27 protein-coding genes, 1 pseudogene and 1 riboswitch are annotated in these 26,487 nt (G+C 46.8%); of the genes and pseudogenes, 9 read left to right on the forward strand and 19 right to left on the reverse strand.

The window, feature by feature from the left end:
• Nucleotides 1-87: 87 nt before the first annotated feature.
• The 5 genes from TOLA_RS05385 to TOLA_RS05405 all read right to left on the reverse strand — a co-directional run bounded on the left by TOLA_RS05385 (nt 88) and on the right by TOLA_RS05405 (nt 8,706).
• Nucleotides 88-1,605, reverse strand: a complete 1,518-nt coding sequence (locus TOLA_RS05385; RefSeq protein ID WP_012729274.1) for a SpoVR family protein — start codon at nt 1,603-1,605, stop codon at nt 88-90.
• 11 nt (nt 1,606-1,616) lie between these two features.
• Complete coding sequence (locus TOLA_RS05390; protein ID WP_012729275.1) at nt 1,617-2,885, reverse strand: YeaH/YhbH family protein; 1,269 nt, start codon at nt 2,883-2,885, stop codon at nt 1,617-1,619.
• A 20-nt stretch (nt 2,886-2,905) separates the two neighbouring features.
• The gene (locus TOLA_RS05395) at nt 2,906-4,831 is read right to left on the reverse strand and encodes a PrkA family serine protein kinase (RefSeq protein ID WP_012729276.1); all 1,926 of its coding nucleotides are present in this window, start codon (nt 4,829-4,831) and stop codon (nt 2,906-2,908) included.
• 370 nt (nt 4,832-5,201) lie between these two features.
• Nucleotides 5,202-7,658 (reverse strand): glycogen/starch/alpha-glucan phosphorylase, encoded by a 2,457-nt coding sequence (locus TOLA_RS05400; protein ID WP_245534227.1) that lies wholly within the window; start codon nt 7,656-7,658, stop codon nt 5,202-5,204.
• Between the two features lie 325 nt (nt 7,659-7,983).
• On the reverse strand, nt 7,984-8,706 hold the full coding sequence (locus TOLA_RS05405) for a riboflavin synthase (protein WP_012729279.1): 723 nt from the start codon (nt 8,704-8,706) through the stop codon (nt 7,984-7,986).
• A gap of 205 nt (nt 8,707-8,911) precedes the next feature.
• Here TOLA_RS05405 and TOLA_RS05410 point away from each other — a divergent pair, with 205 nt between their 5' ends.
• Complete coding sequence (locus TOLA_RS05410; protein ID WP_012729280.1) at nt 8,912-10,162, forward strand: DEAD/DEAH box helicase; 1,251 nt, start codon at nt 8,912-8,914, stop codon at nt 10,160-10,162.
• 121 nt (nt 10,163-10,283) lie between these two features.
• On the opposite strand, the gene TOLA_RS05415 is transcribed toward TOLA_RS05410, so the two are convergent.
• The 3 genes from TOLA_RS05415 to TOLA_RS05425 form a co-directional block, all read right to left on the reverse strand.
• A complete protein-coding gene (locus TOLA_RS05415) occupies nt 10,284-10,697 on the reverse strand; it encodes a hypothetical protein (RefSeq protein WP_012729281.1) in 414 nt (137 codons plus the stop codon).
• A 25-nt stretch (nt 10,698-10,722) separates the two neighbouring features.
• Nucleotides 10,723-10,932 carry a hypothetical protein gene (locus TOLA_RS05420; protein WP_012729282.1) on the reverse strand — a complete coding sequence of 70 codons (210 nt, stop codon included), beginning with the start codon at nt 10,930-10,932 and terminating at the stop codon, nt 10,723-10,725.
• A gap of 81 nt (nt 10,933-11,013) precedes the next feature.
• Nucleotides 11,014-11,283, reverse strand: a complete 270-nt coding sequence (locus TOLA_RS05425; RefSeq protein ID WP_012729283.1) for a hypothetical protein — start codon at nt 11,281-11,283, stop codon at nt 11,014-11,016.
• 128 nt (nt 11,284-11,411) lie between these two features.
• Between TOLA_RS05425 and TOLA_RS05430 the strand changes: the two genes are divergently transcribed.
• Complete coding sequence (locus TOLA_RS05430; protein ID WP_012729284.1) at nt 11,412-12,431, forward strand: IS630 family transposase; 1,020 nt, start codon at nt 11,412-11,414, stop codon at nt 12,429-12,431.
• 17 nt (nt 12,432-12,448) lie between these two features.
• On the opposite strand, the gene TOLA_RS05435 is transcribed toward TOLA_RS05430, so the two are convergent.
• The 11 genes from TOLA_RS05435 to TOLA_RS05480 all read right to left on the reverse strand — a co-directional run bounded on the left by TOLA_RS05435 (nt 12,449) and on the right by TOLA_RS05480 (nt 19,327).
• A complete protein-coding gene (locus tag TOLA_RS05435; RefSeq protein WP_012729285.1) occupies nt 12,449-12,958 on the reverse strand; it encodes a hypothetical protein in 510 nt (169 codons plus the stop codon).
• 85 nt (nt 12,959-13,043) lie between these two features.
• Entirely contained in the window at nt 13,044-13,928 is an 885-nt protein-coding gene (locus TOLA_RS05440; RefSeq protein ID WP_083757730.1) for an IS3 family transposase, read from the reverse strand.
• Nucleotides 13,880-14,224, reverse strand: a complete 345-nt coding sequence (locus TOLA_RS05445; protein ID WP_012729287.1) for a transposase — start codon at nt 14,222-14,224, stop codon at nt 13,880-13,882. The genes TOLA_RS05440 and TOLA_RS05445 overlap by 49 nt, the downstream gene beginning before the upstream one ends.
• 87 nt (nt 14,225-14,311) lie before the next feature.
• The gene (locus TOLA_RS05450) at nt 14,312-15,127 is read right to left on the reverse strand and encodes a hypothetical protein (protein ID WP_012729288.1); all 816 of its coding nucleotides are present in this window, start codon (nt 15,125-15,127) and stop codon (nt 14,312-14,314) included.
• Nucleotides 15,128-15,135: 8 nt separating this feature from the next.
• Nucleotides 15,136-15,342 carry a hypothetical protein gene (locus tag TOLA_RS05455; RefSeq protein ID WP_012729289.1) on the reverse strand — a complete coding sequence of 69 codons (207 nt, stop codon included), beginning with the start codon at nt 15,340-15,342 and terminating at the stop codon, nt 15,136-15,138.
• 349 nt (nt 15,343-15,691) lie between these two features.
• Nucleotides 15,692-15,820 carry a hypothetical protein gene (locus TOLA_RS16960; RefSeq protein WP_012729290.1) on the reverse strand — a complete coding sequence of 43 codons (129 nt, stop codon included), beginning with the start codon at nt 15,818-15,820 and terminating at the stop codon, nt 15,692-15,694.
• A gap of 48 nt (nt 15,821-15,868) precedes the next feature.
• Entirely contained in the window at nt 15,869-16,552 is a 684-nt protein-coding gene (yjjG, locus tag TOLA_RS05460) for a pyrimidine 5'-nucleotidase (protein ID WP_012729291.1), read from the reverse strand.
• Nucleotides 16,553-16,765: 213 nt separating this feature from the next.
• Complete coding sequence (locus tag TOLA_RS05465) at nt 16,766-17,275, reverse strand: hypothetical protein (protein WP_012729292.1); 510 nt, start codon at nt 17,273-17,275, stop codon at nt 16,766-16,768.
• Between the two features lie 328 nt (nt 17,276-17,603).
• Nucleotides 17,604-18,113, reverse strand: coding sequence for a lipocalin family protein (locus TOLA_RS05470; RefSeq protein ID WP_012729293.1), 510 nt, complete (start codon nt 18,111-18,113; stop codon nt 17,604-17,606).
• 83 nt (nt 18,114-18,196) lie between these two features.
• Complete coding sequence (locus tag TOLA_RS05475; RefSeq protein WP_012729294.1) at nt 18,197-18,721, reverse strand: hypothetical protein; 525 nt, start codon at nt 18,719-18,721, stop codon at nt 18,197-18,199.
• 231 nt (nt 18,722-18,952) lie between these two features.
• A complete protein-coding gene (locus TOLA_RS05480) occupies nt 18,953-19,327 on the reverse strand; it encodes a VOC family protein (protein WP_012729295.1) in 375 nt (124 codons plus the stop codon).
• Nucleotides 19,328-19,511: 184 nt separating this feature from the next.
• Between TOLA_RS05480 and yoaA the strand changes: the two genes are divergently transcribed.
• The 7 genes and pseudogenes from yoaA (at nt 19,512) to thiS (ending at nt 26,486) form a co-directional block, all read left to right on the forward strand.
• Complete coding sequence (yoaA, locus tag TOLA_RS05485) at nt 19,512-21,485, forward strand: DNA repair helicase YoaA (RefSeq protein WP_483754805.1); 1,974 nt, start codon at nt 19,512-19,514, stop codon at nt 21,483-21,485.
• Nucleotides 21,457-22,173 carry a tRNA (adenosine(37)-N6)-threonylcarbamoyltransferase complex dimerization subunit type 1 TsaB gene (gene tsaB, locus TOLA_RS05490; protein ID WP_171804901.1) on the forward strand — a complete coding sequence of 239 codons (717 nt, stop codon included), beginning with the start codon at nt 21,457-21,459 and terminating at the stop codon, nt 22,171-22,173. Before yoaA ends, tsaB begins: the two co-directional genes overlap by 29 nt.
• Before the next feature lie 32 nt (nt 22,174-22,205).
• A complete protein-coding gene (locus TOLA_RS05495) occupies nt 22,206-22,718 on the forward strand; it encodes a Slp family lipoprotein (RefSeq protein WP_012729298.1) in 513 nt (170 codons plus the stop codon).
• Nucleotides 22,719-22,807: 89 nt separating this feature from the next.
• A riboswitch (TPP riboswitch) is annotated at nt 22,808-22,908 on the forward strand.
• A 102-nt stretch (nt 22,909-23,010) separates the two neighbouring features.
• Nucleotides 23,011-24,858: a phosphomethylpyrimidine synthase ThiC gene (gene thiC / locus TOLA_RS05500; RefSeq protein WP_012729299.1), complete on the forward strand. Its 1,848-nt coding sequence runs from the start codon at nt 23,011-23,013 to the stop codon at nt 24,856-24,858.
• A 5-nt stretch (nt 24,859-24,863) separates the two neighbouring features.
• A pseudogene (thiE, locus tag TOLA_RS05505) lies at nt 24,864-25,514 on the forward strand (thiamine phosphate synthase); the annotation flags it as partial.
• Nucleotides 25,507-26,301, forward strand: coding sequence for a HesA/MoeB/ThiF family protein (locus TOLA_RS05510; protein ID WP_012729301.1), 795 nt, complete (start codon nt 25,507-25,509; stop codon nt 26,299-26,301). The pseudogene thiE and the gene TOLA_RS05510, both read left to right, overlap by 8 nt.
• Nucleotides 26,286-26,486, forward strand: coding sequence for a sulfur carrier protein ThiS (thiS, locus tag TOLA_RS05515; RefSeq protein ID WP_012729302.1), 201 nt, complete (start codon nt 26,286-26,288; stop codon nt 26,484-26,486). Before TOLA_RS05510 ends, thiS begins: the two co-directional genes overlap by 16 nt.
• Nucleotide 26,487: the final 1 nt, after the last annotated feature.

Here is a 26,487-nt window from a genome sequence, read left to right on the forward strand (position 1 = left end):
AGAAACAGGCGTTGTTTTTTGTGCAGAGGCGGGAAAATTGAAAAATGCCGTTCGTGGTTTGACTTATTTACCACGAACGGCTTTGGTTCAGACAGTCGCCGGTTTTTTAGAAGTGGCTATCTGAAATACCTGCCCATCGGTGTTTTCCTGCTCCAGCACAACATCAAATTTCCAGATGTGCTGTAAGTGCTTCATGACCTGATGAGTGGTATCAGCCAGCGGGATACGGTTATTGGCGTAATAGCGCAGCGTCAGCGTGCGGTCGCCGCGCAGATCGACGTTATAAACCTGAATGTTAGGTTCATGTTCGCCCAGATTGTATTGCGCAGAAAGTTTCTGCCGTAGCTTGCGGTAACCCTCCTCGTTATGGATAGCAGCGACTTCGATATAGTTTTTCTGATCGTCATCTTCGATTGCAAACAGGTGGAAATCGCGCATTACTTTCGGACTCAAAAACTGACTGATGAAACTCTCATCCTTAAAGTTTTCCATCGCATAATGCAGCGTATCCAGCCAGTTACTACCGGCATAATCCGGAAACCAGGCGCGATCCTCCTCTGTCGGATTTTCACAAATCCGCCGCAGATCCTGAAACATGGCAAACCCCAGCGCATAAGGATTAATGCCGGAGTAGTAGGGGCTGTTATACGGCGGTTGCGCAACCACATTGGTATGGTTGTGCAGAAACTCCATCATAAACCGATCGGTTACTTTCCCTTCGTCATACAGATGATTCAGGATGGTGTAGTGCCAGAAGGTTGCCCAGCCTTCATTCATCACCTGTGTCTGTTTTTGCGGATAAAAATACTGACTTATTTTGCGCACGATACGGATGATTTCGCGTTGCCATAACTCCAGAATCGGGGCGTTCTTCTCCAGAAAATAGAGGATATTCTCCTCCGGTTCGACCGGATAGCGTTGGCCCAGCAGTGCATCATCTTCCTGCTGCCGGCGTTTTGGCAGGGTGCGCCACAGTTCGTTGACCTGACTTTGCAGATACTCTTCGCGCCGTTTCTGCCGGCGCCGCTCTTCAGACAATGACAGTTTTTGCGGACGTTTGTAGCGATCCACCCCGTAATTCATCAGCGCATGACAGGCATCCAGCAAAGACTCCACCTCATCGATGCCGTATTTTTCTTCACAATGCGTAATGTAATGCCGGGCAAACACCAGATAATCGATAATCGAACTGGCATCCGTCCAGGTTTTGAACAGATAGTTATTTTTGAAAAACGAGTTATGCCCGTAACAGGCATGTGCCATCACCAGCGCCTGCATGGTGATGCTGTTTTCTTCCATCAGATAGGAAATACAGGGATCGGAGTTAATAACAATTTCATACGCCAATCCCATCTGACCACGCTTGTAGTGCTGCTCGGTGGAGATGAATTTTTTACCGAACGACCAGTGATGGTAACCAATCGGCATACCAACACTGGAGTAGGCATCCATCATCTGCTCAGCGGTAATGATCTCTATCTGATTCGGATAGGTGCTGAGCCGGTAATGTTTCGCAACCCGTTCGATTTCTTTCTGGTAGACATCCAGTAACTCGAATGTCCAGTCCGGCCCGTCGGGCAGGGCTGTTCTGCTGTCTTCGCTCATGCTCCCTCCTGTCAGGCGGCTTGTTTCTTAAACAGTTCGCGGAATACCGGATAGATATCTTCCTGTTTGCGAATATTCTCCATGGCAAAGTACGGGAACTGTTTCGCCAGCTCTTCATACTGGAACCACAAGCTTTGATGGGCGCGGGTAGTGATTTCTATATAAGAGAAATAACGTACCCACGGCAGGATCTGTTCTTCCAGAATCTTCCGGCAATGCGGTGAATCATCAGCCCAGTTATCGCCGTCAGAGGCCTGTGCTGCATAGATATTCCACTCACTGGCCGGATAACGGCTGTGCATGATCTCACTCATCAGCTCCAGTGCGCTGGACACGATGGTGCCGCCGGTTTCCTGTGAGTAGAAGAAATCGTGTTCGTTGACCTCTTTGGCCTGTGTGTGATGGCGGATAAACACCACCTCCACATTTTTATAGGTACGGGTTAAGAACAGATAGAGCAGGATATAGAAACGTTTTGCCATATCCTTGGTCGGTTGATCCATCGAACCGGAGACATCCATCAGACAAAACATGACGGCCTGACTGGAAGGAACCGGGCGTTTTATAAAGTTATTGAACCGCAAATCAAAGGTGTCGATAAAGGGCACGGCATCAATCCGGCGTTTCAATTCTGCAATCTCTTTTTCCAGTAAGAGTCGCTCACTGGCATTGGCTTCATCATTTCCCAGCGTAACAAGCTGCGCTTCGAGTTCTGCCAGCAGGCGTTTTTTACCACTCTGCAGCACCACGCGGCGCGCCAGCGAATTCTGCAGTGAGCGCACAATATTGATGTTGGTCGGTACCCCGTTGGAGGTGTAACCGGCTCGTACACTCTTGGTTTCCACCAATTTGGCGATCTGGTTCTTTTCCATATTGGGGAGTTCCAGATCATCAAACAGCAGATCGAGATATTCATCTTTGGAAATCTCAAACATGAAATCGTCTGCACCTTCACCGCTGTCACTGGCATCACCACTGCCGCTGCCACCCTGACCACCACCGCCTTCCGGCCGGTCAATGTGCTCACCGGTCACAAAACGGTCATTACCGGGATGTACCATTTCCCGGTGGCCACCTTTCCCCTGATGGAATACCGGTTCGGTAATGTCTTTGGTCGGAATCCGGATGCTTTCGCCGTTTTCGACATCCTGAATACTGCGTTTAGCCACAGCATCGGATACCGCTTTTTTGATCTGCGATTTATAGCGGCGGATGAACCGTTGCCGGTTCACCGCACTTTTGTTTTTACCATTCAATCGTCGATCAATGAAATGGACCATAACTTTGATCTCCTCATCCACTAAGTGGATTTGCGAACTCGCAGATACCACTCGGAGAGCAGGCGAACTTGCTTACGGGTGTAACCTTTCTCCATCATACGTTCGACGAAGTTTTCATGTTTCTTCATCTCATCCGCAGAGGTTTTCGCATTGAAGGAGATCACCGGCAGCAGGTCTTCGGTGTTGGAGAACATTTTCTTCTCGATCACGGTGCGCAGTTTTTCGTAACTGGTCCAGTTCGGGTTACGACCGGCGTTGTTAGCGCGGGCACGCAGCACGAAATTGACGATCTCGTTACGAAAATCTTTCGGATTACTGATCCCCGCCGGTTTCTCGATTTTTTCCAGTTCACTGTTGAGCGAGCTGCGATCAAACAATTGACCGGTTTCAGGATCGCGGTATTCCTGATCCTGAATCCAGAAATCCGCATAGACGACATAGCGATCGAAAATGTTCTGACCATATTCGGAATAAGATTCCAGATAAGCGGTCTGGATCTCTTTACCGATAAATTCCACATAACGTGGTACCAGGAAACCTTTAATGAATTCCAGATAGCGATCATGTAATTCCTGCGGGAATTGTTCACGTTCGATCTGTTGTTCCAGCACATAGAATAAATGCACCGGATTAGCCGCTACCTCGGCGTGGTCAAAGTTGAACACGCGGGAGAGGATCTTAAAGGCAAACCGGGTAGAAAGACCGGACATACCTTCATCGACACCGGCATAATCGCGGTATTCCTGATATGACTTGGCCTTCGGATCAGTATCTTTCAGGCTTTCACCGTTATAGACCCGCATTTTGGAGTAGATACTGGAGTTTTCCGGTTCTTTCAGACGTGACAGCACGCTGAACTGCGCCAGATATTCCAGTGTGCCGGGGGCGCATTTCGCCTGTACCAGTTCACTGTGTGCCAGCAGTTTTTCATAGATATGCATCTCTTCTGAAACGCGCAGGCAATAAGGCACTTTGACAATGTAAACACGGTCGAGGAATGCCTCATTGTTTTTGTTATTGCGGAACTGTTGCCACTCAGATTCGTTAGAGTGCGCCAGAATAATGCCTTCAAACGGCAGGGCAGAGAGACCTTCGGTACCGTTATAGTTCCCTTCCTGCGTCGCAGTCAGCAGCGGATGCAGCACCTTGATTGGTGCCTTGAACATCTCGACGAATTCCATCAGGCCCTGATTGGTCAGGCACAATGAACCGGAATAGGCATAGGCATCCGCATCATTCTGGGCAAAATGTTCCAGCTTCCGGATATCGACTTTACCAACCAGTGCGGAGATATCCTGATTGTTTTCATCGCCGGGTTCAGTCTTGGCAATCGCGATCTGATCCAGAATAGACGGATAAACCTTCTCGACTCTGAATTTACTGATGTCGCCGCCGAATTCATGCAGACGTTTTACCACCCACGGTGACATGATCTTGTGCAGATAACGGGCAGGGATGCCGTATTCCTGCTCCAGAATTTTACCGTCTTCATTCACATCAAACAGGCAAAACGGGTGATCATTCACCGGAGAGCCTTTAATGCGGTAAATCGGTATTTTCTGCATCAGTGATTTGAGTTTTTCTGCCAGTGAGGATTTGCCGCCCCCAACCGGACCCAGCAGATAGAGGATTTGTTTCTTTTCTTCCAGACCCTGTGCGGCATGTTTCAGATAAGCCACGATTTGCTCAATGGCTTCTTCCATACCATAGAAGTCGTCTTTGAAAGCCGGGTAACGAGGCATAATCCGGTTGGAAAAAATCCGGCTAAGGCGTGGTTCCAGAGCCGTATCGATCATTTCTGGTTCACCAATAGCCAGCAGAAGGCGTTCGGATGCAGAGGCATAGCAGGAACGGTCAGTACGGCACATCTCCAGAAACTCCTGAAGTGTGTATTCCTCTTCCCTGGCTGCTTCATAACGGCGCTGGTAATGATCAAAAATACCCATAGCTTTTCCCCCATACTGAGATGAGTCCCTTGCAAACCGGGGCTACATGCATCTGTTTCATTTGTAAGCCTAGACGACATTTCGGCAAAGGTGTCAGAAAGTCTCAATAAATCCAGTAGTTGCTGACACCACTGCCGGGTTATCCGGCGAAAAAAAAATTTTGTTCTCCTATTTTCTATAGCTAATGTTGTGCCACTCAGGAGGATGAATGTCAAAAAATATACAAAAATTTAACGTATCCAATCTATTTACGGAAAATGTCTGCAACTTGCTCAGTAATAGTTATTTTTTTATTCATAAAATAAAAAAAGCCACCGCGGCAGCGATGGCTTTCATCAAAAATGACTAAGTTTGGTGCAGTCAGACAGACTTATGAGATGTCACACTTATCCAGATGCCAGATTTGACGGACATAATCCTGAATCGAGCGGTCAGAGTTAAATTTGCCCACTGATGCAGCATTAATGATCGCCATTTTGGCCCAGCGTGCTTTATCCCGGTACAAACTGTTGATACGTTGATGCGCCTCATCATAAGAAGCAAAATCAGCCAGAGTCAGATAGGTGTCACCATAATCCAGCAGTGATTTTTTGATCGATTGCAGCTCGCCAGGGCGTCCAGGTGTGAAGTAATCGGTATCCAGCCAGTCGAGCGCAGATTTGATCTCGGCATTCGCATAGTAATAATCCCAAGGACTATAACCGCGGGCTTTCAGCTCTTTCACTTCTTCAACGGTCAGACCAAAGATAACGCAATTATCTTCGCCGACTTCTTCCGCAATTTCGATGTTCGCCCCATCAAGAGTACCGATCGTGATCGCACCATTCATCGCCAGCTTCATATTACCGGTACCGGAAGCTTCATAACCGGCAGTAGAAATCTGCTCAGATACATCGGCTGCCGGGATCAGTTTTTCCGCCAGACTGACGCGGTAGTTCGGCATGAACACCACTTTCAGTTTGCCTTTGATGCGTGGGTCATCATTAATGCGTTCGCCGACTTTGTTGATCGCATAAATAATGTCTTTGGCTACGCGGTAACCGGGCGCTGCTTTAGAACCGAAGATAAACACACGCGGGTGGATATCATATTCCGGATTCAGCAACAGACGACGGTAGAGCACCAGAATGTGCAACAGGTTCAGCTGCTGACGTTTGTATTCATGCAACCTCTTGATTTGAATATCAAAAATAGCATCAGCACTGACATCGATACCGGTTTCCGCTTTGATCACTTTCACCAGTTTTTCTTTGTTGTGCAGCTTGATATCCATGAATTTTTTCTGGAATACCGGATCATCCGCATACTTGGCGAGTTCCCGCAGTGCATCCAGATTCAGCGGCCATTCTGTGCCTACTGTTTCAGTGAACAGATCGGCCAGTTCCTGGTTACAGGAAAGCAGCCAGCGACGTGGTGTGACACCGTTGGTGACGTTACAGAACTTATCCGGCCAGAGCTGATTAAACTCGGGGAACAGATCTTCTTTGACCAGTTTAGAGTGAATCTCCGCCACACCGTTTACTTTGTGTGAGGTGATCACGCACAGGTTGGCCATACGTACCCGACGCGGATTACTTTCATCAATGATGGAAAGTTTGCGTTTGATTTCGTTATTTGCCGGCCACTTTGCATCCACTTCATTTTTCAGGAAGTAGGCATTGATTTCATAAATGATCTCAAGATGACGTGGTAAGACCCTTTCAAACAGGTAGACCGGCCAGGTTTCCAGTGCTTCCGGCAACAAGGTGTGGTTGGTGTAAGAGAATACCTGCTTACAAATATTCCACGCCTCTGTCCATTCCAGTCCTTCTTCATCGATCAATTCACGCATCAGTTCAGGAATGGCGATGGTCGGATGTGTGTCGTTCAGCTGAACCGCAATCTGTGCGGCGAACTCTTTGAAATCCGTGTGCGTGCGTTTATAACGACGCATGATGTCTTTCAGTGAACAGGCGCAGAAGAAATATTGCTGAACCAGACGCAGTTCTTTACCTGCTTCAGTTTCATCATTCGGATACAGCACTTTGGAAATGGTTTCCGCTTCTGCTTTCTCTTTCTGTGAGTCGACATAACCACCATGGTTAAACACGTCCCAGTCAAAGAAATTAGATGCCCGTGATTCCCACAACCGCAGAATATTCACGGTTTGTGCACCAAAACCAACGATCGGGATATCCCATGGTACGCCTTTGATGATGCGCCCCGGATGCCATACCTTACGGACCTGGCAATCCTCGCCGAAAACAGTTTCCACATAACCATACAGGGGAATTTCCTGTACCGATTCAGGACGGCAGATTTCCCACGGGTTGCCATATTCACGCCATGAATCAGGACGCTCAACCTGACGGCCATCGCGGATCTCCTGTCGGAACAGGCCGTGTTCATAGTGCAGGCCGTAGCCCAGCGCCGGATAACCCAGTGTGGCTAATGAATCAATGAAGCAGGCAGCCAGACGACCTAAACCACCATTGCCCAGTGCCATATCCGGTTCTTGCTCGCACAGATCTGCCAGTTCCAGGTTCAGATCTTTCAGTGCTTCTTCACAGGTTTTATATAATCCGAGATTGTGCAGGTTGTTGGCGGTCAGTCGTCCCATCAGGAATTCGGCTGAAAAATAATGTACTGCACGGGTGTCTTTTTGCAGGTGAGTTTGCTGGGTGCTGGTCAGGCGTTCGAAGAGCATTTGATTGATTGTGGCACAGGTGGCCATCCACCATGCCTGCTTGCTTGCTTTCTTCTCACTGGTGCCTAATGTTGTACGAAGATGGTGAACGATCTCTTGTTTAAACTCATCCTTGTCAAGTTCGAACAGCGGCTTTTCCATAGGATTCACCATAGCTATTACCTCTTTTAACTATTAAGTCTTGACCACAAAACATCTTGGCCACAAAACATACAAGTAAACTACATTAATCTATTTTTGAGTCATGTTATACGTGTGCGAAACAAGATTCGCACGATGTCGGTCTAATGTCCTGTGATGAATCGTGTCGGATGATTTAGTTGCTAGTCCTGTCACATATGTAATTTTCTGCTGTTGTTACATCCATGCGGGATAGAGTTAACAGAGAAAAATGACTACCGGATGACCAGACACCAGAAGAAAGGGATCATTATGGAGCTGAAACACCCGGCATGTCAGGATGATTTCAGTCCTTTTTTTCAGTGATCTGAGGGGGAGATGACGGGGAGGCGAGCGAGTTGATATCGACGCCGTTTTGTCTGAGCAATACTTCCAGAGCGGGCAGTAACGGGCCCAGTTTTTCTTCAAGCGTGGCTCTGACGGTATCAACCACTACCTGCGTGCCACGTTCAATTTCAACATTCAGTTCTGAACCGGCCTGTTTTGCCTCGAACGTTGTCATGCGGCGTGTTTCCGGGATCAGCCAGACTTCAAACCAGTCTTCTTCTTTACTGACGTCGGAAATAGTCAGGCTGGTGCCGTTCAGTGCAATGTATCCCTTGGGAAAGATGTATTTCATCCACTGATGCGGGACACCAATACGGATACAGTAGTTATTCTCCAGCTGTCTGACGGTAATAACGGTGGCACGGAAATCCACATGACCGGAGAGGGGATGCCCGCCAATCTCGGCACCGTCTTTCGCGGCGCGCTCGGCATTAACCCGATCACCGGTCTGATAGGCGCTCAGCGTGGTGATCAGCAGGCTTTGCAGCATGACATCAAATTTAGCCCGGGTATCGCTGAGTATCTCTGTCACCGTGAGGCAAACGCCATCAATAGCGATGCTGGCGCCAATTTGTAAATCCGCGCAAAACCCGGCCGGAAACTCAATTTCAAAAGTCCGGATACCGTCGGCATCGCTGACAGCCGTAATGGTCGCAATTCCCTGAACAATGCCTGTGAACATCTGCAATTCCTGTTAAATACATACTAAACGAAACTATAACGGTGGCTGGTGGTTGATGCCACATCACTTGTATGGTTTGTTGGTTGGTGAAGGCACTTAAATATCTCGGAAACGCAATTAGCAGGAATACGGTTCTCTCTGAGAGTCTTTAGGGTTTCGATGTTACAATAGGGCCGTCTTAATTTATTGTAAGCGGTGTTTGTTTATGAGTTTTTCCACCCTAGGTCTTCACTCGGATTTATTGGCTGTTATCGATACGCTTGGTTATCAAACGGCAACGCCGATCCAAAAAGCGGCGATCCCAGAAGTTCTTGCCGGTCACGATGTTATGGCGGGGGCACAAACGGGGACGGGGAAAACTGCTGCATTTGCCTTGCCACTGATTCAACGTCACCTCGTTCGAGACACATCTGAAAAAGCCATCCGTGTGTTAGTGCTGACGCCAACGCGGGAACTGGCTCAACAAGTACATCAAAGCTTTGTGAAATACAGCCAAGGTTTGGGTCTCAACTCAGTCGTGGCTTACGGTGGAGCGAGTATCAACCCGCAGATTGATGCGCTCAACAAAGGCTGTGATGTCCTCGTGGCGACACCAGGCCGTTTGTTGGAGCTTGCTTTCAAAGAGTTGATCGACCTCAGCACAGTTGAAACACTGGTTCTTGATGAAGCGGATCGCATGCTGGATATGGGTTTTATTGTCGATATCGAGCGCATCCTAAAACGTCTCCCCGAAACGCGCCAAACCTTGTTCTTCTCCGCAACCTTCAACGATGACGTGTTTTCCTTAAGCAAAACCATTTTAAAGCAGCCAAAACTGATCGAAGTCGCCGAACGAAATGCGATGGCAGCAAAAATTGAACAACGCTTTTACGAAGTCGACAACCAACGCAAAGCGGGTTTAGTGGCGTACCTGATAGGCTCTAAAAATTGGCAACAAGTGCTTATTTTCACTCGTACCAAACAAGCGGTGGATGAGCTTGCTAAAGAGCTTGAAAAAGATGGCATCAGTGCTGCTGCGGTTCATGGCGATAAATCCCAAGGCGCCCGCGATCGCGGCTTGGAAGAGTTTAAAACCGGCCAAGTGCGTGCGCTTGTCGCCACCGATGTGGCCGCGCGCGGGTTGGACATCCAGCAACTGCAATACGTGATCAATTATGAGCTGCCTTACAACGCCGAAGACTATATTCACCGTATTGGTCGAACAGGCCGTGCAGGTCAAGCGGGCTTGGCCGTTTCGTTGGTCTCGAATAAAGAGAAATACCTACTCGAAGACGTAGAAAAACTCACTGGCGAACATTTTATCCTGCAGTGGATGGAAGGCTTTGAGCCGAATCTAACGGCGCAAGAAGAGGCGAGCAGTACTAAGAGTAAATCGTCTAAGAAAACCCTACGCGCTAAAGCGCTTGGGCAAAGCGGTAACAACAAAGCTAAAACAGGCAAACCGCGTCGTCGCTAGGTTTTTGTCGAAGTATTTGGAGAAAAGGGAAGAGCTATGGAACTAGAGATTCAAATAGATGAATGAGGAAAATCTAACTTCTAATTAAACGGCGGCACGTAGTGCCGTTGATGCTCACATTCTAAATTGGTTTGTTAAAGTCAATAAGTTTTGACATTAGAAAAGCAACTTTTATTGAGGGGAAAATAAAGTCGGTATTAACTTTATTGTTCAAATTATCAATTGAATTGTCAATTATTGCTTTAAGTTTTAAATATGCGGTATCTTCATCGATGCCATCAACTTCAATATAAAACCCAAGAGCTGTACTAACAAAAGGTGTAGCGAACTCTTTGGTTTGCGCTTCGAGCTTTTTCACACTACAAAATAAGTTATAAATTATTTTTGCATTTACAGCTAATTGAATAAAGTCATCTTTTGTTGGATTTTGGTGAGCATTAATGAAATTGTTAATGTCTAGGATGCATTGTTCATACAGTGTTAGTATTTTTTGCTCATGTTCTCGTTGTGCTTTGCTTTTAAAGAAATTGAACATATTTGTTTCCTTATAGCTAGAGTTGTTAATATTGTTGTGGTGCATCCTGTGATAAAGAGATTGATAGTATACGAATACTTCCAACTCCTTCGGCACAGAATTTTATAGAATGTTGCATGGCTTGATTCAGAACTAATTGGTCAATCTGAGTGGGCTCGTTATCATTTTCTATCAAAAATGTATCCGTAAATTTTTGATTGTTTGTAATGCATTCATATGTAACATACCATTTCATAATTACCTCCACCATATAGCCGAGACAGGCTAACTTTTACTCAAATGGCGGCACGCAGTGCCGTCCAGTTTCAAGTTTTTGTTAAGCTTCTTTTCTCAAATTTTTATAATGTTCTTGTACTGCTTTCTCTACGGGGGCTCGCATCATGCCATCATAGCTCTCAGGAAATATAATATATTGCCACGCCATGAGATTTAGTGGATCCGTTTTAGTTGAGTGACATTTTTCATCTAAACTATGCTTAGCCATTATTTCAGAATACGTTACATCATTATTGCCAATGCCAATGAATTTATTTGAAAACTCATAAAAGCACTCAATTAAATCAACATATATATCTTGAGCTAGCATAGGAATTTCATATGGATAGCCTAAATAACTGTTCCGAAATGTAGATCACTTGGTGGGAGTAACTCGGTTTTAGTTATGCGATCATATCGTCGCCAAACTAAACAATCGCCCAAAACCGAGTTACCGCTATGTTACCAGTTTTATCTCGCGCCGAACGCAGACGCATCGAAAAAATCATTTATAAAACCAACGATAAAGAACATGCCCGGCGTCTGACTGCTATTCTCATGCTGCATCAGGGGCAGACTGTTTCGATGGTTCATCAACTGACTGCCGCTGCTCGTTCTTCTATTCAACGCTGGCTCAGCTGGTATCAGGAATGTGGTATTTCCGGTCTCGAAAGTAAACAACGCGGACGATTTTGTTCTTTGCCATACCAACAAATTCGACTCATTTTAGAGCTGCTTATTCAGTTCTCGCCAGAAGATTTTGGTTATCAACGTTCACGTTGGAGTTCAGAGCTTTTTGCATCGCTTATTCATCGCATGTGTCCAGAACTCAACATTGCTGCCTCTACCATCCGCCGTTGGTTACCTAAAATGGGCATTGTTTGGCGTAGAGCTGCGCCGACACTCCATATTCGTGACCCACATCGTGATGAGAAAATGGCATTAATAAACAATGCATTACAAAGTCACTCTATTAATGAACCGGTTTTTTATGTCGATGAAGCAGATATCGACCTGAATCCTAAAATTGGTGCGGATTGGATGCGTCGTCATCAACAAAAACGAATACCCACACCAGGGAAAAACGAAAAACACTATGTTGCCGGTGCACTTAATAGTCAGACGGGCAAGGTAATTTACACCACAGGGCTGAGTAAGGATTCAGACCTATTTATTCAACTACTGGAAAAGCTGAAACGGCATTACCGTCGGGCGAAGAAAATTATCCTGGTCCTTGATAATTACGTGATCCACAAAAGCCAAAAGACGCAGGTATGGCTCAAGAACAATCCAAAATTTGAGTTACTGTTTCAACCTGTTTACTCACCGTGGGTCAATCGGATTGAACTACTCTGGCGCTCAATGCACGAGATGGTCACCAGAAACCACCGATGTCGGGCGATGTGGGAATTATTGCGAAAGGTGAAGTATTTTTTAGATCATGTCAGCCCGTTTGCAATAGCAGCACAGAATAAATAGGTGGAGCACAATTAGGATCAGTTATTTAGTTCTAACAAATGATAATAGACAATATGAGGAGGTTTCCAAGAGTTACTTGCTAACAAACGGATTTTATTGATTAAAATTCTAAATTCTGATGGTAAATAAATCGATAATTGCGTAATGCAATCTACCATTTGTCTATCAAGCTCAAGTCGATTTTTCTCAAAATCATCAGGTAATCCAGCTTTGTTAACGATGTATGAAACGTATGTGTTGAACATAAGCCAATGGTTATAAAAGTTCGAATTAAGTTTTTCAAGTGCTGGAAGTATTCTATTCAGCTTTAATATCTCAAATTCTGTTTGTTTCAAAATGAGATTTTTCTGAGTGTCTAAAGAATTAGTTATTTCAATTTTCTTAATTTCTAATCTATTTTTTGACCAATCTTCAAAAACCGACTTTAGAACATATTTCCATAATGTGAATACAGAAATAATGATTAAGGCAAATATTGATGAATATGTCCCAAGTGCTTTAAGTAATTCGAATATTGTCGTCAACATATATTTCTCAAAGAAGCTTAACTATTACTTAAATGGCGGCATATAGTGCCGTTGATGTTCACCCGATAAAATGGACACGCGTTTATTAAGCGGCATGTTCAAACTGTATCGGAGATACATAATTGAGGCTACTGTGCAGCCGCACCTTATTATAAAAATTCCGGATGTATCTGCTGATCTGATCTCTCAGTGCAGATACCGTCGGAAAATAATTTTCGTAAATCAGTTCAGACTTTAACGTCTTAAAAAACGATTCAACTTCAGCGTTATCGGTGCACTGACCTGGCCGGTTCATACTATGTCGGATCCCAAATTTATTGAGCCAGATTTGCATGGCTTGTGCTCTGAACTCAACGCCACGATCTGTATGTAGGATGAGACCCGGTTTTGGTTTCCGTTGTTTCAATGCTTGATATAAAGCAGCAACAGATAATTCAGCATTGAGTTTCTCATGGAGCGCCCAGCCAATAATTTTCCGCGACCAGAGGTCAACAATGACCGCGAGGAAGACATGCCTGTGACCATGTCGGATATAGGTGACATCGCTAGACCACTGTTGATTTGGTCCTGTTGGCTTGGGCGCCTGCAAGCGATGATTTGGCAGCACTTTTAATTCAGCCCGCATCTTACTCAATCGTTTATAAACACGCTCAACGCGAGCTTTTAAGCCATTTTCTCGCATCAATCTGGCCACTCGTTTCTGACTAACGACAACACCTTGAGTCCGAAGTGCCTGATAAACTTTAGGACTGCCGTATCGTTCCGCCGATGCCTTGAAGACACGCTTAATGTGCGTCAGTAACACAGCATCCTGTTGCACATGAACACTGGGAGTGCGCTTTAGCCAGTCATAATAGCCACTACGTGAAACGCCAAGTCGTTGGCAAAGACGTTTCACAGAGAGGTGAGAAGCATGCTTTTTTATGAATTGGAATGCTTCCGTCGTTCCTCGGCCAGAAAGCGTTGCCACTTTTTTAGGATGTCGTTTTCCTCTTCAAGTTCAGCAATACGTTTTCTGAGTTTTTTAAGTTCATCCTGCTCTTTGAGCTGGGCATTGGGCTTAGAAGGTTTGGTTGTGGGCTTCATCGGACCATATTTCCCTTCACGAAATTCTTTACGCCAACGAGACAACATAAAGGGATGAATGTCCAGTGCAGCAGCGACATCCTTTACTGATCGCTGAGGGTCGAAACTCCATTGAACGGCTTTCATTTTGAACTCGTCAGAGTACTTAAAAATACGTTTAGCATTGGTATAAGCGGGCATTGATGACCTCTGGATTAGTTATCAATGCGTGTCCGAAAAAGTGGGTGAAGTCCACGTCCAATTTCAAGTTTTTGTTAGAAAAAATTTTTAATCAGGGTTGGATATTCTTTTTTTAAATGATTTTCTCACTGATACTGATTTATTTAGCTTTTCGTATGAATCAAAAGAAAATTGCGTCGCAGAAACAATATCATCTTGCCTAATAGTTAAGTATATATCCTCATCGACATCATCATATTTAGTATTGAAAACTACTTTTAATGTGTCTTTGTCTCTGTAGCCACTCATAATTGGAATTATAGATATTTCTTGATCTGAGCCCTGAACTTCGTTGGGTTCGCCAAGAGAGATAACTTGACCAACATAAACTTTTCTGTCTTTCAGTGACAACATAAGTGGACTATCATCTTTGTTTATTGATGACTTGAAAAGTAAGTTATCTAAAGGACTATCGGATAAAATATTTGCAATAACGAATAGTTTAGTATCTTTAAAAAACTTTGAGCCTTTGGCGTGGTGTTTAATGCATAGTCGTATGTAGGATAAGAAAGACCAAATTGGCGGAATAAATAATGTTGAAATCGATATAACAATGACCCAAGTTAGAGTGTAAATATCATTGCTATTGTTTTTCTCTGCAGTTGTCGATTTTATCAATTCTTCTATATATAAAGGAATATCTATATTAATTGCATGTGAGGCAATAAAAAATGAGGACGGAAAATACTTATTGATCAACAAGCAACTTGCTGATGCTATAAAAAGACAAGTGATTCCCAGTGTTGCACATTTAAGATATAAATATTGACCTTCATATCTATGTAGTTTGTATTTATATATTGGATGTATGTGACAAAGAAAAAAGCCACTAATCAAAATCGGAAGAGTTAGCAATAAAAACATTTATACTTTTACTTATTTTCTATAACAATGTTGGCTGCTTTTTTGTAAAGCTCTTTGAATTTTGGATCTTGTCTGATTTGTTGTACATCAATCATGACGGTACCTCTACCAACCACCCTTGCTGATTGGGCTCTGTTGGAGCTATTCACTAGCTCAATAATACGTTGTTCATTCTCACTTGGAGCTAAGCCAAGCCATCTAAGCACATTAGTCATGCTGTGAACCTCTCTATTATGAATCTTCTACCTGATGATAGTTTGTTCGAGGCATCTGAGCAAGTTAAGCTTTTTTCTAACAATTTATTATCCCGCCTTATTCCGTATAACCCCCCAAATAAGCCACTTTCCCGGAATGTCTCCGCATTTCCCCTGCATATTTTTCATCAGGGCATAGCTACCGCAGGACCACAAAATGCGATCGGGGGGCCTGATATAACTATCAGGAGATAAATTTATCCTACGCCCGTTCAGGTCTGGTTTCAAATGAGAGTTTTGGTAAAGTTTGCTTCAGCACAGGCAAAGCGTGCAGGGTGTGAATGCAGTAAGCGGGGGAGTCGCAATCTGGCTAAATCCTGCCCGCACGGCGTGTGATACTAGGCGGAGAGCTGGATGACTGATGTTGCGCCCGGTTTAAATCCGTCACCGCCAGCGCAATCACTTTTACGTGTTGCAAACCATGAGCAAGCATTGTCATACAATTTCTCCTGAATGGAGACAGTGGACTATTTAGGTTTGTGCTATCTCATGTTGCTGGCACCAGGATAGACTCAAGCTCTGATAATGATGAAACCTGATAGTGCGGTTTGATACCCGCTGGCTCGGGCTTATTGTCTGCATTGACCCAGCATGTATGCAGTCCGGCATTGAGACCACCCAAGATGTCCGAATCAGGATTATCACCCACCATGAGCACACGCTCGCGCGACGGATGCCCCATAGTAGAAAGCGCATGTTCAAAAATATCAGGATGGGGTTTGGCGACACCCACCTGTTCTGAAATGATCAGTACATCGAAATAGTCCCGGAACCCGGTGCGCTCAAGGCGAACCTGCTGAAGTTCAGTAAAACCATTCGTGATAATGCCGAGTTTTACCTTGCCTCGGAGTGTATTCAGTAAATTGGTGGCACCATCCAGCGGTGCACAGATATCAGCCATCGCTGACAGAAAGGCGCTATTTAATGCTTTCGGCGTTTCATCCAGTCGCTGTGCCCAGGTTTGAAAACGTTGATACTGGAGCTGCGTGGCGGATATTTTTCCATCCTGATACTGAACCCAGAGCGGTTTGTTAACCTGTTGATATTCCGAGAAATCAGCATCAGAAAAATCGACGCCAAAACGCGAAAACATGAGTTTTAAACCACGGAAGGCGTCGAACTCAAAAAGTGTCTCGTCTGCATCGAACAATATCCATTCATAAGATGTCATCTACTACCTCTGTAATCATGTCTTGTGGTTATGTCTGGATGCCACGTCAAAGCAGCATATTGAAACATTGTCAGAAGTCGAAAGCGAATGGATGATGTTATCTTTTTGGTATGCACTTTTGATGAAATTCATCGACTAACTCAATATCTACTATTCAGTAATCGGACAGCTTCATAACGGCTGAACTTTGCTTTGCTGATTTTGTTAAATTTTTCAGTTTAAACGTTCAACAATTGTATGTTGCTGATTTTCTTTTACAAAACTTTCAGCGAAATCAGAATTATCAAATTCTAAAATATATTCCTTTGTGCTGAACTTAGTCTTATGTATTGGAATTTGTTTTCGAAGAAAGCGACTGAATAACACATAAGCGACAAAAATAACTAATATATAAGGAACGGATATATCGGAAAAACTATTATTAATTAGCTGCAACGGCAATGTTATAAGGAAAATGCTGAATAACGTAGTTGCAAAATAGGACACTAGACGTACTAAAGTCATTGTCCCACAGCTATCAACAGACAAGTTAGCCAGAGCCAGCCATTTTGCATGTTTTTCACAGACAAAGTATTCAAGCTGCGGATCAATTTTGGTTATCTTCGTTGTGAGTTTGTTTTCTAACGAGGTTACATTCTTCAGATGCTGAGTATCCCCGCACTTGGCACAGGCATGGGGCCAGGTGATTTCATAAATATTTGCAACTTTGACTTTTTTGCTCATGATTTACAACGACTAGTGAAATTACATCGATTGTATCACTATGTGGAATACATTCGGTTATTGCTCCGCTGGAAAAGTGGCCGTTGTCAAACTCTCACCCAAAACCAGCCAATATTACAATTTATTGCTACTGAAGATAAGCTTTAAACCCAGTAAAGCCATCACGGAACCAGCCGTAGTATCAAAGAAGGCTTTGAACTTCAGATAGGTTTTTCTTGGTGCTTCAGACGACAGAACAAACGCAACAATCACATACCAGCCAGCATCAACGCACCAGTAATTGCTAACAACGACATATAGCTCTGCATGGTTTATTTACCTCATTGAATTATTGAGCAACAAAGATCAAATCCTGTGTGTTAAATCCAGCATCAGCCGCTTTTTGTATTAACTGCTTTTTAACCATATCTGAAAGCGATGGAGTTCGGGATAGGATCCAGAGATATGAATGATTAGGGCCAGATACAACAGCATATTGATAGTTGTCGTGGTCTAGTTCAAAGATCGCGTAGGTGCCATAAAAAGGCCGGAAGAATGAGACCTTGAGTAAACCATTGTTTGGCGAGTCAATGAAATAAGCAACCCCCGTCGCTTCTTGCCACTGTTTATCTTGTTCTGAATAGCCGCGATTGATGACTTTTACGCTGCCATTATCGTTTAATGAGTATTCAGCTGTTACTTTGTTTAAACCTCGTTCAAAAGAATGATCAAGTCGGGCGATTTCATACCATTTACCCAGATAACGGGTTAAATCGAAATTTTCGACTGGCTTCACCTTATCCGGGAGCTGCGTACAGCCAACACAAAGAAGCAACATAGAAATGATTAAATTACGCATAGGGCTTGTTTCCTGATGGCCTGATGTTTAATTAAACGGTAGCACATAGTGCCGTCCAGTGAGCGAATGCGAACGTGTCTGAATTATTTGTCAGATTTCAGAGTGTTTACTTCAGAGGCATACCATTTGTTGTTGAAATCATCGAATTGAGCCTGTAATGACGCATCGGTATCTGTTGTTTGAGAATACGGATTTGCACCATCAAGATTTTGCACGTGAGCGATAAAGCTTTTGATTGTGGCTGATGGGTCACTTGGGTTTGAATTTGTTGCTAGTTTTTGAAAGTAATCACCGGGCAAAATAAACTTTGCATTGCCTTTGTAAGCAAGGATAACTTGCTGATATTTTTTGTCTTTATTTACTATTGCAAAATCAATCAGCACAGAAAAAACGTCTGAAGCACTGGCGTTTTCAACATTCATCACATCAAAAATAACTTTAGATGGAGCAATAAAGTTGTAGTAATACGAGTGAATCTGAATGCCTTGATAAGCTTCATTACGTTCTAAAACTTTGACAAGAGGGCCTTCAAGGTTGATGTAATTGTAGCCATAGATACCGGCCGGAATCAAAATTGCCAAAATCAAAAGTAATAATCTTTGCTTCATACAGAGTCCACGTTAAGTACTAAACCGACAGTCAGAGGTGCATTATAAGTAGAATAGGGCACGATGTTCGAGGCTAAAGACTTAACTTCTGCTGCATGAGGAAGCTCCTATCCGGTGTGCGCGCCCATGGGACGGGAAACAGAACCGTGACACATGCAGTTGAGCAGGCTTGTAAAGCCCGCTCTCACGGCGTGTGACAGTAGCCGGAGAGCAGGATAACTGATGATAAAATTACTTCTCTGTCGGTGAGCAGAACCAGAGCTTATTACCTTCGCTGTCTAAAAAACTGCCGACGTAAAAACCCTCATCAACTTCTTCGACCGGATCGGCAATCGTGACACCGTGTGCTTTTAAAAAGGCTTCGGTATCCGGGGCATAAGCCGTTGCCAGTGTGATCCGGGGGTTAGGATCCGCCGTCGGGGAGCCATACCAGTTCTCTTTTAGCATAAGAACGATATCTCCGATTGAATACCCCCTCAGAACGTTTCCTTCATAAGCAGGAGGAAGACCGAGTATCTCGCCATAAAAATGTTGCGCCCGGTTTAAATCCGTCACCGCCAGCGCAATCACTTTTACGTGTTGCAAACCATGAGCAAGCATTGTCATACAATTTCTCCTGAATGGAGACTGTGGGCTATTTAAGTATAATTCTTATTCGCACTTGCTCTGATGATTTTTCGGGTTTAAAGAGGGGGGTTGCGGATGTAATAACGAAAAGTTGTGCAGGGGCCGGACACCGAACGGGATGTGGTACAATCGCCCATCATTTTTTTCGTGCCGGGATCCGCTGTTGAATAACGATTATTTTGCTGAAAACGGGCTGCTGGCCAAGGCGATCCCCGGATTTGCTCCGCGTCAGGCGCAGGTTCACATGGCGGAGGCAGTCAGTAAGGCAATAGAAACTGCCGGTCGTTTGCTGGTAGAAGCAGGCACTGGTACGGGGAAAACCTTTGCCTATCTGGTTCCGGCACTGGATAGCGGCAAGCGGGTGATCATCAGCACCGGCTCCAAAGCATTGCAGGATCAACTCTACGAACGGGATTTACCGACGCTGCTGCTGGCGATGCAATATGGCAAGCCCGTTGCCCAGCTGAAAGGGCGTTCTAACTATCTTTGTACTTACCGGCTTGCCCTGCTTGAACAGGAGATGCACTTTCTGGCGGCGGATGTGTTTGCCGATTTGCCTAAAGTGCGTCAATTCAAAGCCCGGACGGTCAGCGGTGATGTAGCGGATATTCCGGGTTTACAGGAACAGGCGCCGATCCTGCCATTTGTGACCAGCACCAACGATAATTGCCTGGGGCGCGAATGCCCGGATTATGAAAACTGTTTTCTGGTCAAAGCCCGTCGTAAAGCACTCGATGCGCAGGTGGTGGTGATCAACCATCATCTGTTTTTTGCCGATATGTCAGTAAAAGACACCGGATTTGGCGAGTTGCTGCCGGATGCGGATGTTTATATCTTCGATGAAGCCCACCAGTTACCGGATATTGCCAGTCAGTATTTCGGAGAATCACTTTCCAGCCGTCAGCTGAGTGATGTTGCCGATGAATTGCGGCTGGCTTACCGGCTGGAAGCGAAGGATATGGCGCAACTGGGCAAGGCGGCGGATCGTCTGGTTCAGGATTGTCAGGCGATGCGTTTGGCATTCGGGGTGGATCCCTCCCGCGGTAATCTGCGTGATGTATTGGTGCAGCCCCAGATGCAACGTGAGCTGCAGCGCCTGAAAGAATCGATCAAGTTTTGTTATGACGTCTGCAAACTGGCGTTAGGGCGTGGTGAACAGATCAACAACTGTTTTGAGCGTCTGGCCGGTTTTCTGACCACGGTGGATCATGTCACGGCGATTACCGAAGCCGGGGCCGCATACTGGTATGAAACCACCAAGCGTCATTTCACGCTGAATGTTACCCCGTTGTCGATTGCGGAACGTTTCGCACAGGAAGTGATGCGGGTTGGTTGCAGCTGGATATTTACCTCGGCAACGCTCACGGTCGGTGAAGAGTTTGACTACTTTTCGCAGCGCATGGGCGTCGGTGATGCCGATACCTGCCTGCTGGACAGTCCGTTTGATTACGCCCACCAGTCTTTGCTTTGTGTACCGCGTAATCTGCCGGATACCTCTATCTATCAGCGTGCCACCCAGCTTGCCGAGCGGTTGCTGCCAGTGATTGAACAGGTGCCGGGCGGTTGCTTCTTCCTATGTACCAGCTATAACAGTGTCAATCAGATCGCACAGGTATTGCGCGATAAGCTGGATCGTACTGTGCTGGTGCAGGGGGATGATAACAAGCAGCGGATTCTGGCCGATTTTGTCGCCGACGGACATGCGGTGCTGGTAGCAACGTCATCCTTCTGGGAAGGGGTGGATGTCCGGGGGGCGGCATTGTCCTGTGTCATCATTGATAAGCTGCCATTCACCTCGCCGGATGAACCATTACTGAAAGCCCGCATGGAAGATTGCCGCATGCAGGGCGGCGATCCATTCCAGCAGTTACAATTGCCGGAAGCAGTAATTGTTCTGAAACAAGGAGTAGGGCGCCTGATCCGTGATTATCAGGATCGTGGTATCCTGATCCTCTGTGACCCGCGTCTGGTCAATAAACCGTATGGGGCGGCGTTTTTGAAAAGTTTACCGCCTATTCCGCGTTGCCGGGATATAACCCGTTTAACTGAATTCTGGAAATTGCCGGTCAGTGCACCGGTTATTACACAAGAAGAGCCAATAAGAGAGATTGAAGCGAATGAAAATTCTGGCGATTGATACAGCCACTGAAGGCTGTTCCGCAGCCTTATTATGGAACGATGCTGTATTAACCCGGGAGCAGGTGGCTCCGCAGGCTCATACCCGTTTGATTCTGCCGATGGTAAGTGAATTACTGGCTGAAGCCGGAGCCTCTTTATCCGGACTGGATGCCATTGCATTTGGCCGTGGGCCGGGCTCTTTTACCGGTGTCCGTATCGGTATCGGCGCGGCTCAGGGGCTGGCGTATGGTGCCGGTGTACCGCTGATTGGCGTTTCCACGTTACAGATGCTGGCACAGGGTGCATACCGCCGTCAGCAGGCTGAGAAAGCCGTTGCTGCGATAGATGCCAGAATGAATGAGATCTATATCGGTGCCTTTTTGCTGCGTGATGGTCTGATGCAATCCGTTGTCGATGAAGCCGTGATCCTGCCGGAACAGGCAGGCGAATATCTGAGCCAGTTTGAAGCTCAGCTAGCGAATGGCGTCGCAGTAGGCACTGGGTTTACCAGCTATACTGAACTGGCTGCTCAGTTAGGTTTGCAGCCTGCTGATAATGCACAGGAAGTAAACCTGCCATGGGCGCAGGACATGCTGCCGCAGGCGGTTGCCGCGTTCCGTGCCGGCGATTATTGCGAACCGGCGCTGGCATCACCGGTTTATCTGCGTGACAAGGTGACCTGGAAAAAACTGCCGGGTCGTGAGTAACTAGTGATCACTCTTTAAGCTGAGAACTGAATATGAAGTGGATTGCGTGCTTTCTTGCCCTGTTTCTGACCGCCTGCGCTAATAACAAGACCGGTTACTATGCCGATGATTCTGTGTTGATCCGTCAGCAGTTTGCTCAGATGGCACAACTGAATAATCCGCAGGGCTGGCAGGTAAAATGGAGCGGCGTTATCGCGCAAACCCGCAATCTGGCCTCGGGAACAGAGGTCGAGGTTGTTTATCTGCCGCTGGCTTATAACGGCATACCGCAGCAGGCAGAACAATCCCCCGGTCGTTTTATCGCGGTGTTTCCGCAACTGCTTGATCCGGTTTTATATGCCAAAGGCCGCAGCATAACGGTATCCGGTGCAACAGCACTTTCACGGGAAGGCAAAATTGGCGACATGCCTTACCGTTTTGCCGTGCTGAATGCGACGCAACATAAGCTCTGGCCAGTCGTAAAAGAGGTGGAAGTCCGTTATGAAGATCCGCTGTTTGATGACGGCTTTTATTTCCACCATCACCGCACCATAGTCCCTCGCTGAATTGTACCTCGCTGATTATTGATTTTGTGGCAGCGATCATCAATTGTTATCTGATTGTTGCCATTCTCTTCGCATCGTTCCATACTGCCTTTCACTTGTCGGAGTGCCCTAAGGGCTGAGACCGTTTATTCGGGATCCGTTGAACCTGATCAGGCTAGAACCTGCGAAGGGAAACAAGAGTTGCGCTCAGGAAGCAATTCCTCCTCAGATCACTTAAGATCTTTTGCTGCAAAACTCCCACTCAACGCAACTTCCGGCAAGCCATCCGATTTCTATTTAAGGTGAGCTTGCTATGTCGAAAAATTTAACTGCCCGTGAACGTCGTGATTCAGCGAAAGAGTATCTGTCTACGCTGGCAACCCAAACCTTCCCTAATTCAGATCGTGAATATCTGGAAGGCTCCCGTCCTGATATCCGTGTACCAATGCGTCGCATTCACCTTACCCCATCGCTGGTGGGCGGAACCAAGCAGGCGCCTGTCTATGAAGAAAATGCGCCGGTACTGGTTTATGACACTTCAGGTCCTTACGGCGATCCGGATCAGCAGGTTGATGTAACCCAGGGGCTTTTCCCGTTGCGTCAGAACTGGATCCTGGAACGTAACGACACCGAAGATGTGCTGGAACCAAATTCTGCGTTTACCCGTGCGCAGGCTGAACAGCTGCCGCTGGTGCCAAAAATGGCAGTACAGGCACCCATCCGTAAAGCCAAAGCCGGTCACTGTGTGAGCCAGCTGCACTATGCCCGTAAAGGCCTGATCACTCCTGAAATGGAGTACATCGCGGTCCGTGAAAACCAGCGCCGTCTGCAGGAAGGCGAAAAAGGGATCACCGCTGAATTTGTCCGTCAGGAAGTGGCCGAAGGCCGTGCCATTATTCCGGCCAATATCAACCATCCGGAAAGTGAACCGATGATTATCGGCCGTAATTTCCTGGTGAAGATCAACTCCAATATTGGCAACTCATCCATCAGTTCCAGTATTGAAGAAGAAGTAGAAAAGCTGATTTGGTCAACCCGCTGGGGCGCTGATACCGTTATGGATCTGTCCACCGGTCGTCACATTCATGCGACCCGCGAATGGATCCTGCGTAACAGCCCGGTGCCTATCGGTACTGTGCCTATGTATCAGGCGCTGGAAAAAGTAAACGGTATTGCTGAAGACCTGACCTGGGAAGTGATGCGTGACACGCTGATCGAACAGGCAGAACAGGGCGTGGATTACTTCACCATCCATGCCGGTCTGCTGCTGCGTTATGTGCCGATGACGGCCAAACGTGTGACCGGTATTGTGTCCCGTGGTGGTTCTATCATTGCTAAATGGTGTCTGGCGCATCATCAGGAAAACTTCCTCTACACCCATTTCCGTGAGATCTGCGAGATCTGCGCACAGTACGATGTGGCCTTGTCACTGGGAGATGGTCTGCGTCCGGGCTCGATTGCCGATGCCAACGATGAAGCCCAGTTCTCTGAACTGCGTACACTGGGCGAGCTGACTCAGGTAGCGTGGGAATATGATGTTCAGGTGATTATTGAAGGTCCTGGTCATGTACCAATGCACCTAATCAAAGAAAATATGGATGAGCAGCTCAAACACTGCCATGGCGCCCCTTTCTATACCTTAGGCCCGTTAACGACTGATATCGCACCGGGATATGACCATTTCACCTCCGGTATTGGCGCTGCCATGATCGGCTGGTACGGCTGTGCGATGCTTTGCTATGTCACACCGAAAGAACATTTGGGTCTGCCAAATAAAGAAGATGTCAAACAGGGTCTGATTGCCTACAAGATCGCCGCGCATGCCGCTGATCTGGCAAAAGGATATCCGGGCGCGCAGATCCGCGACAATGCGATGTCTAAAGCGCGTTTTGAATTCCGCTGGGAAGATCAGTTCAATCTGGCCCTGGATCCGGATACCGCGCGTGCTTATCACGATGAAGATTTGCCACAGGAATCCGGCAAAGTAGCGCACTTCTGCTCTATGTGTGGTCCTAAATTCTGCTCAATGAAAATCAGCCAGGAAGTACGTCAGTTAGACAGCGACGGTGCTTTCGATGAGATGAAATCGGGAATGCAGCAACAGGCAGCCGCTTTTCGTGAACATGGCGGTGAACTCTATCTGGCAAAAGAGGTGGAGTAATGAACCCGTCTTTTGCTTTTCCGAAGACCGATCACCAATTAGGGCTTTATCCGGTGGTTGATTCGGTCGATTGGATTGCGCGTCTGCTGGAATGGGGCGTCAAAACGCTGCAACTGCGGATCAAGGATCCGCAGGCTGCCGATCTGGAACAACAGATCATGCAAGCCATTGAACTGGGGCGCCGTTATCAGGCGCGCCTGTTTATCAATGATTACTGGCAGTTAGCCATTAAGCATGGTGCCTACGGTGTGCATCTGGGGCAGGAAGATATTCAGATTGCTGATCTGGACGCACTGCGCAATGCCGGTTTACGCCTAGGTATTTCCACGCATGATCCGGTTGAGCTGGCCGAGGCACTGACCATCCGTCCGTCCTATGTTGCACTGGGACATATCTTCCCGACGCAAACCAAAGACATGCCTTCCCAGCCGCAAGGATTAGCGCGCCTCCGGGAATGTGTCCTGCAGTCAGGCGATTGCCCGACCGTGGCCATCGGAGGCATCTCCGAAGAGCGTGTTCCGCAAGTGCTGGCGACGGGCGTTGGCAGCGTTGCGCTGGTCAGTGCCATTACCAAGGCGGCTGATCCTCAAGCGGCCACTGAACGATTGCTGCGGATGGTTGAAGGAACAACATCAGGAGTAACAGCGTATGCCTGACGAACTCACTGATAATGAATTTCTGCGTTATGGTCGACAGATCCTGCTGCCAGAAATCGGTGAGGCAGGGCAGTTACGGCTGAAAAAGAGCAAGGTACTGATTGTAGGGCTAGGCGGCCTGGGTTCGCCTGCTTCACTCTATCTGGCTGCTGCCGGGGTAGGGCAACTCTGGCTGGCCGATGGTGATACGGTGGATAGCAGTAATCTGCAACGCCAGATCCTCTACCGTACTGCCGATCGGCATCAGGCAAAAACCAGGGTGGCCAGCACAAATCTGACAGCACTGAACCCGGCGGTACAATGCCGGATATTCCCGGCTGTAGATGATGTGCTGCTGGCGGACATAGTGCCGCAGGTGGATGCCGTGCTCGACTGTACTGACAATATGGTTACCCGTCAGCGCGTGAATGCAGCCTGTATCGCCGCGCAGAAACCACTGATCACCGCCGCCGCAACAGGTTGGGAAGGACAGTTGTTACTGACTGAGCCAGCTCAGAAATCTGCCTGTTACCATTGTTTGTTCCCGCTCTCTGATGAGCCCGGACTGAATTGCCGCGAAGCCGGTATCGTCGGCCCGGTGGTGGGGATGCTCGGAACGGCACAGGCGCTGCTCGCGCTTCAGTTGCTCTGCGATCTGCCCCGGCCAACCGGTGTTCTGCAACGGTTTGACGGCCGGACGCTGCAATGGCAACGCCTGAAAACACAGCCAGATCCTGCTTGTCCTGTTTGCCATCCATCTGCCTCATCTTCCTTCCCGCTGGAGTTTCCGACATGCAAATCCGCTTAAACGGCGAGTTGCTGCAGCTCGACTCGTCTTGCAGCCTTGAAGCCCTGTTATCTGCACAAAACCAATTGAAAGCGGGTGTTGCTGTTGCACTTAATCAGCAAGTTATCCCGCGAAGCCAATGGAGCAACACTTTCCTTTCAGAATATGACGACGTGGATCTGTTTCGCGCCATTGCCGGAGGTTAAT

Source organism: Tolumonas auensis DSM 9187 (genome assembly GCF_000023065.1).
Lineage (GTDB): Bacteria > Pseudomonadota > Gammaproteobacteria > Enterobacterales > Aeromonadaceae > Tolumonas > Tolumonas auensis.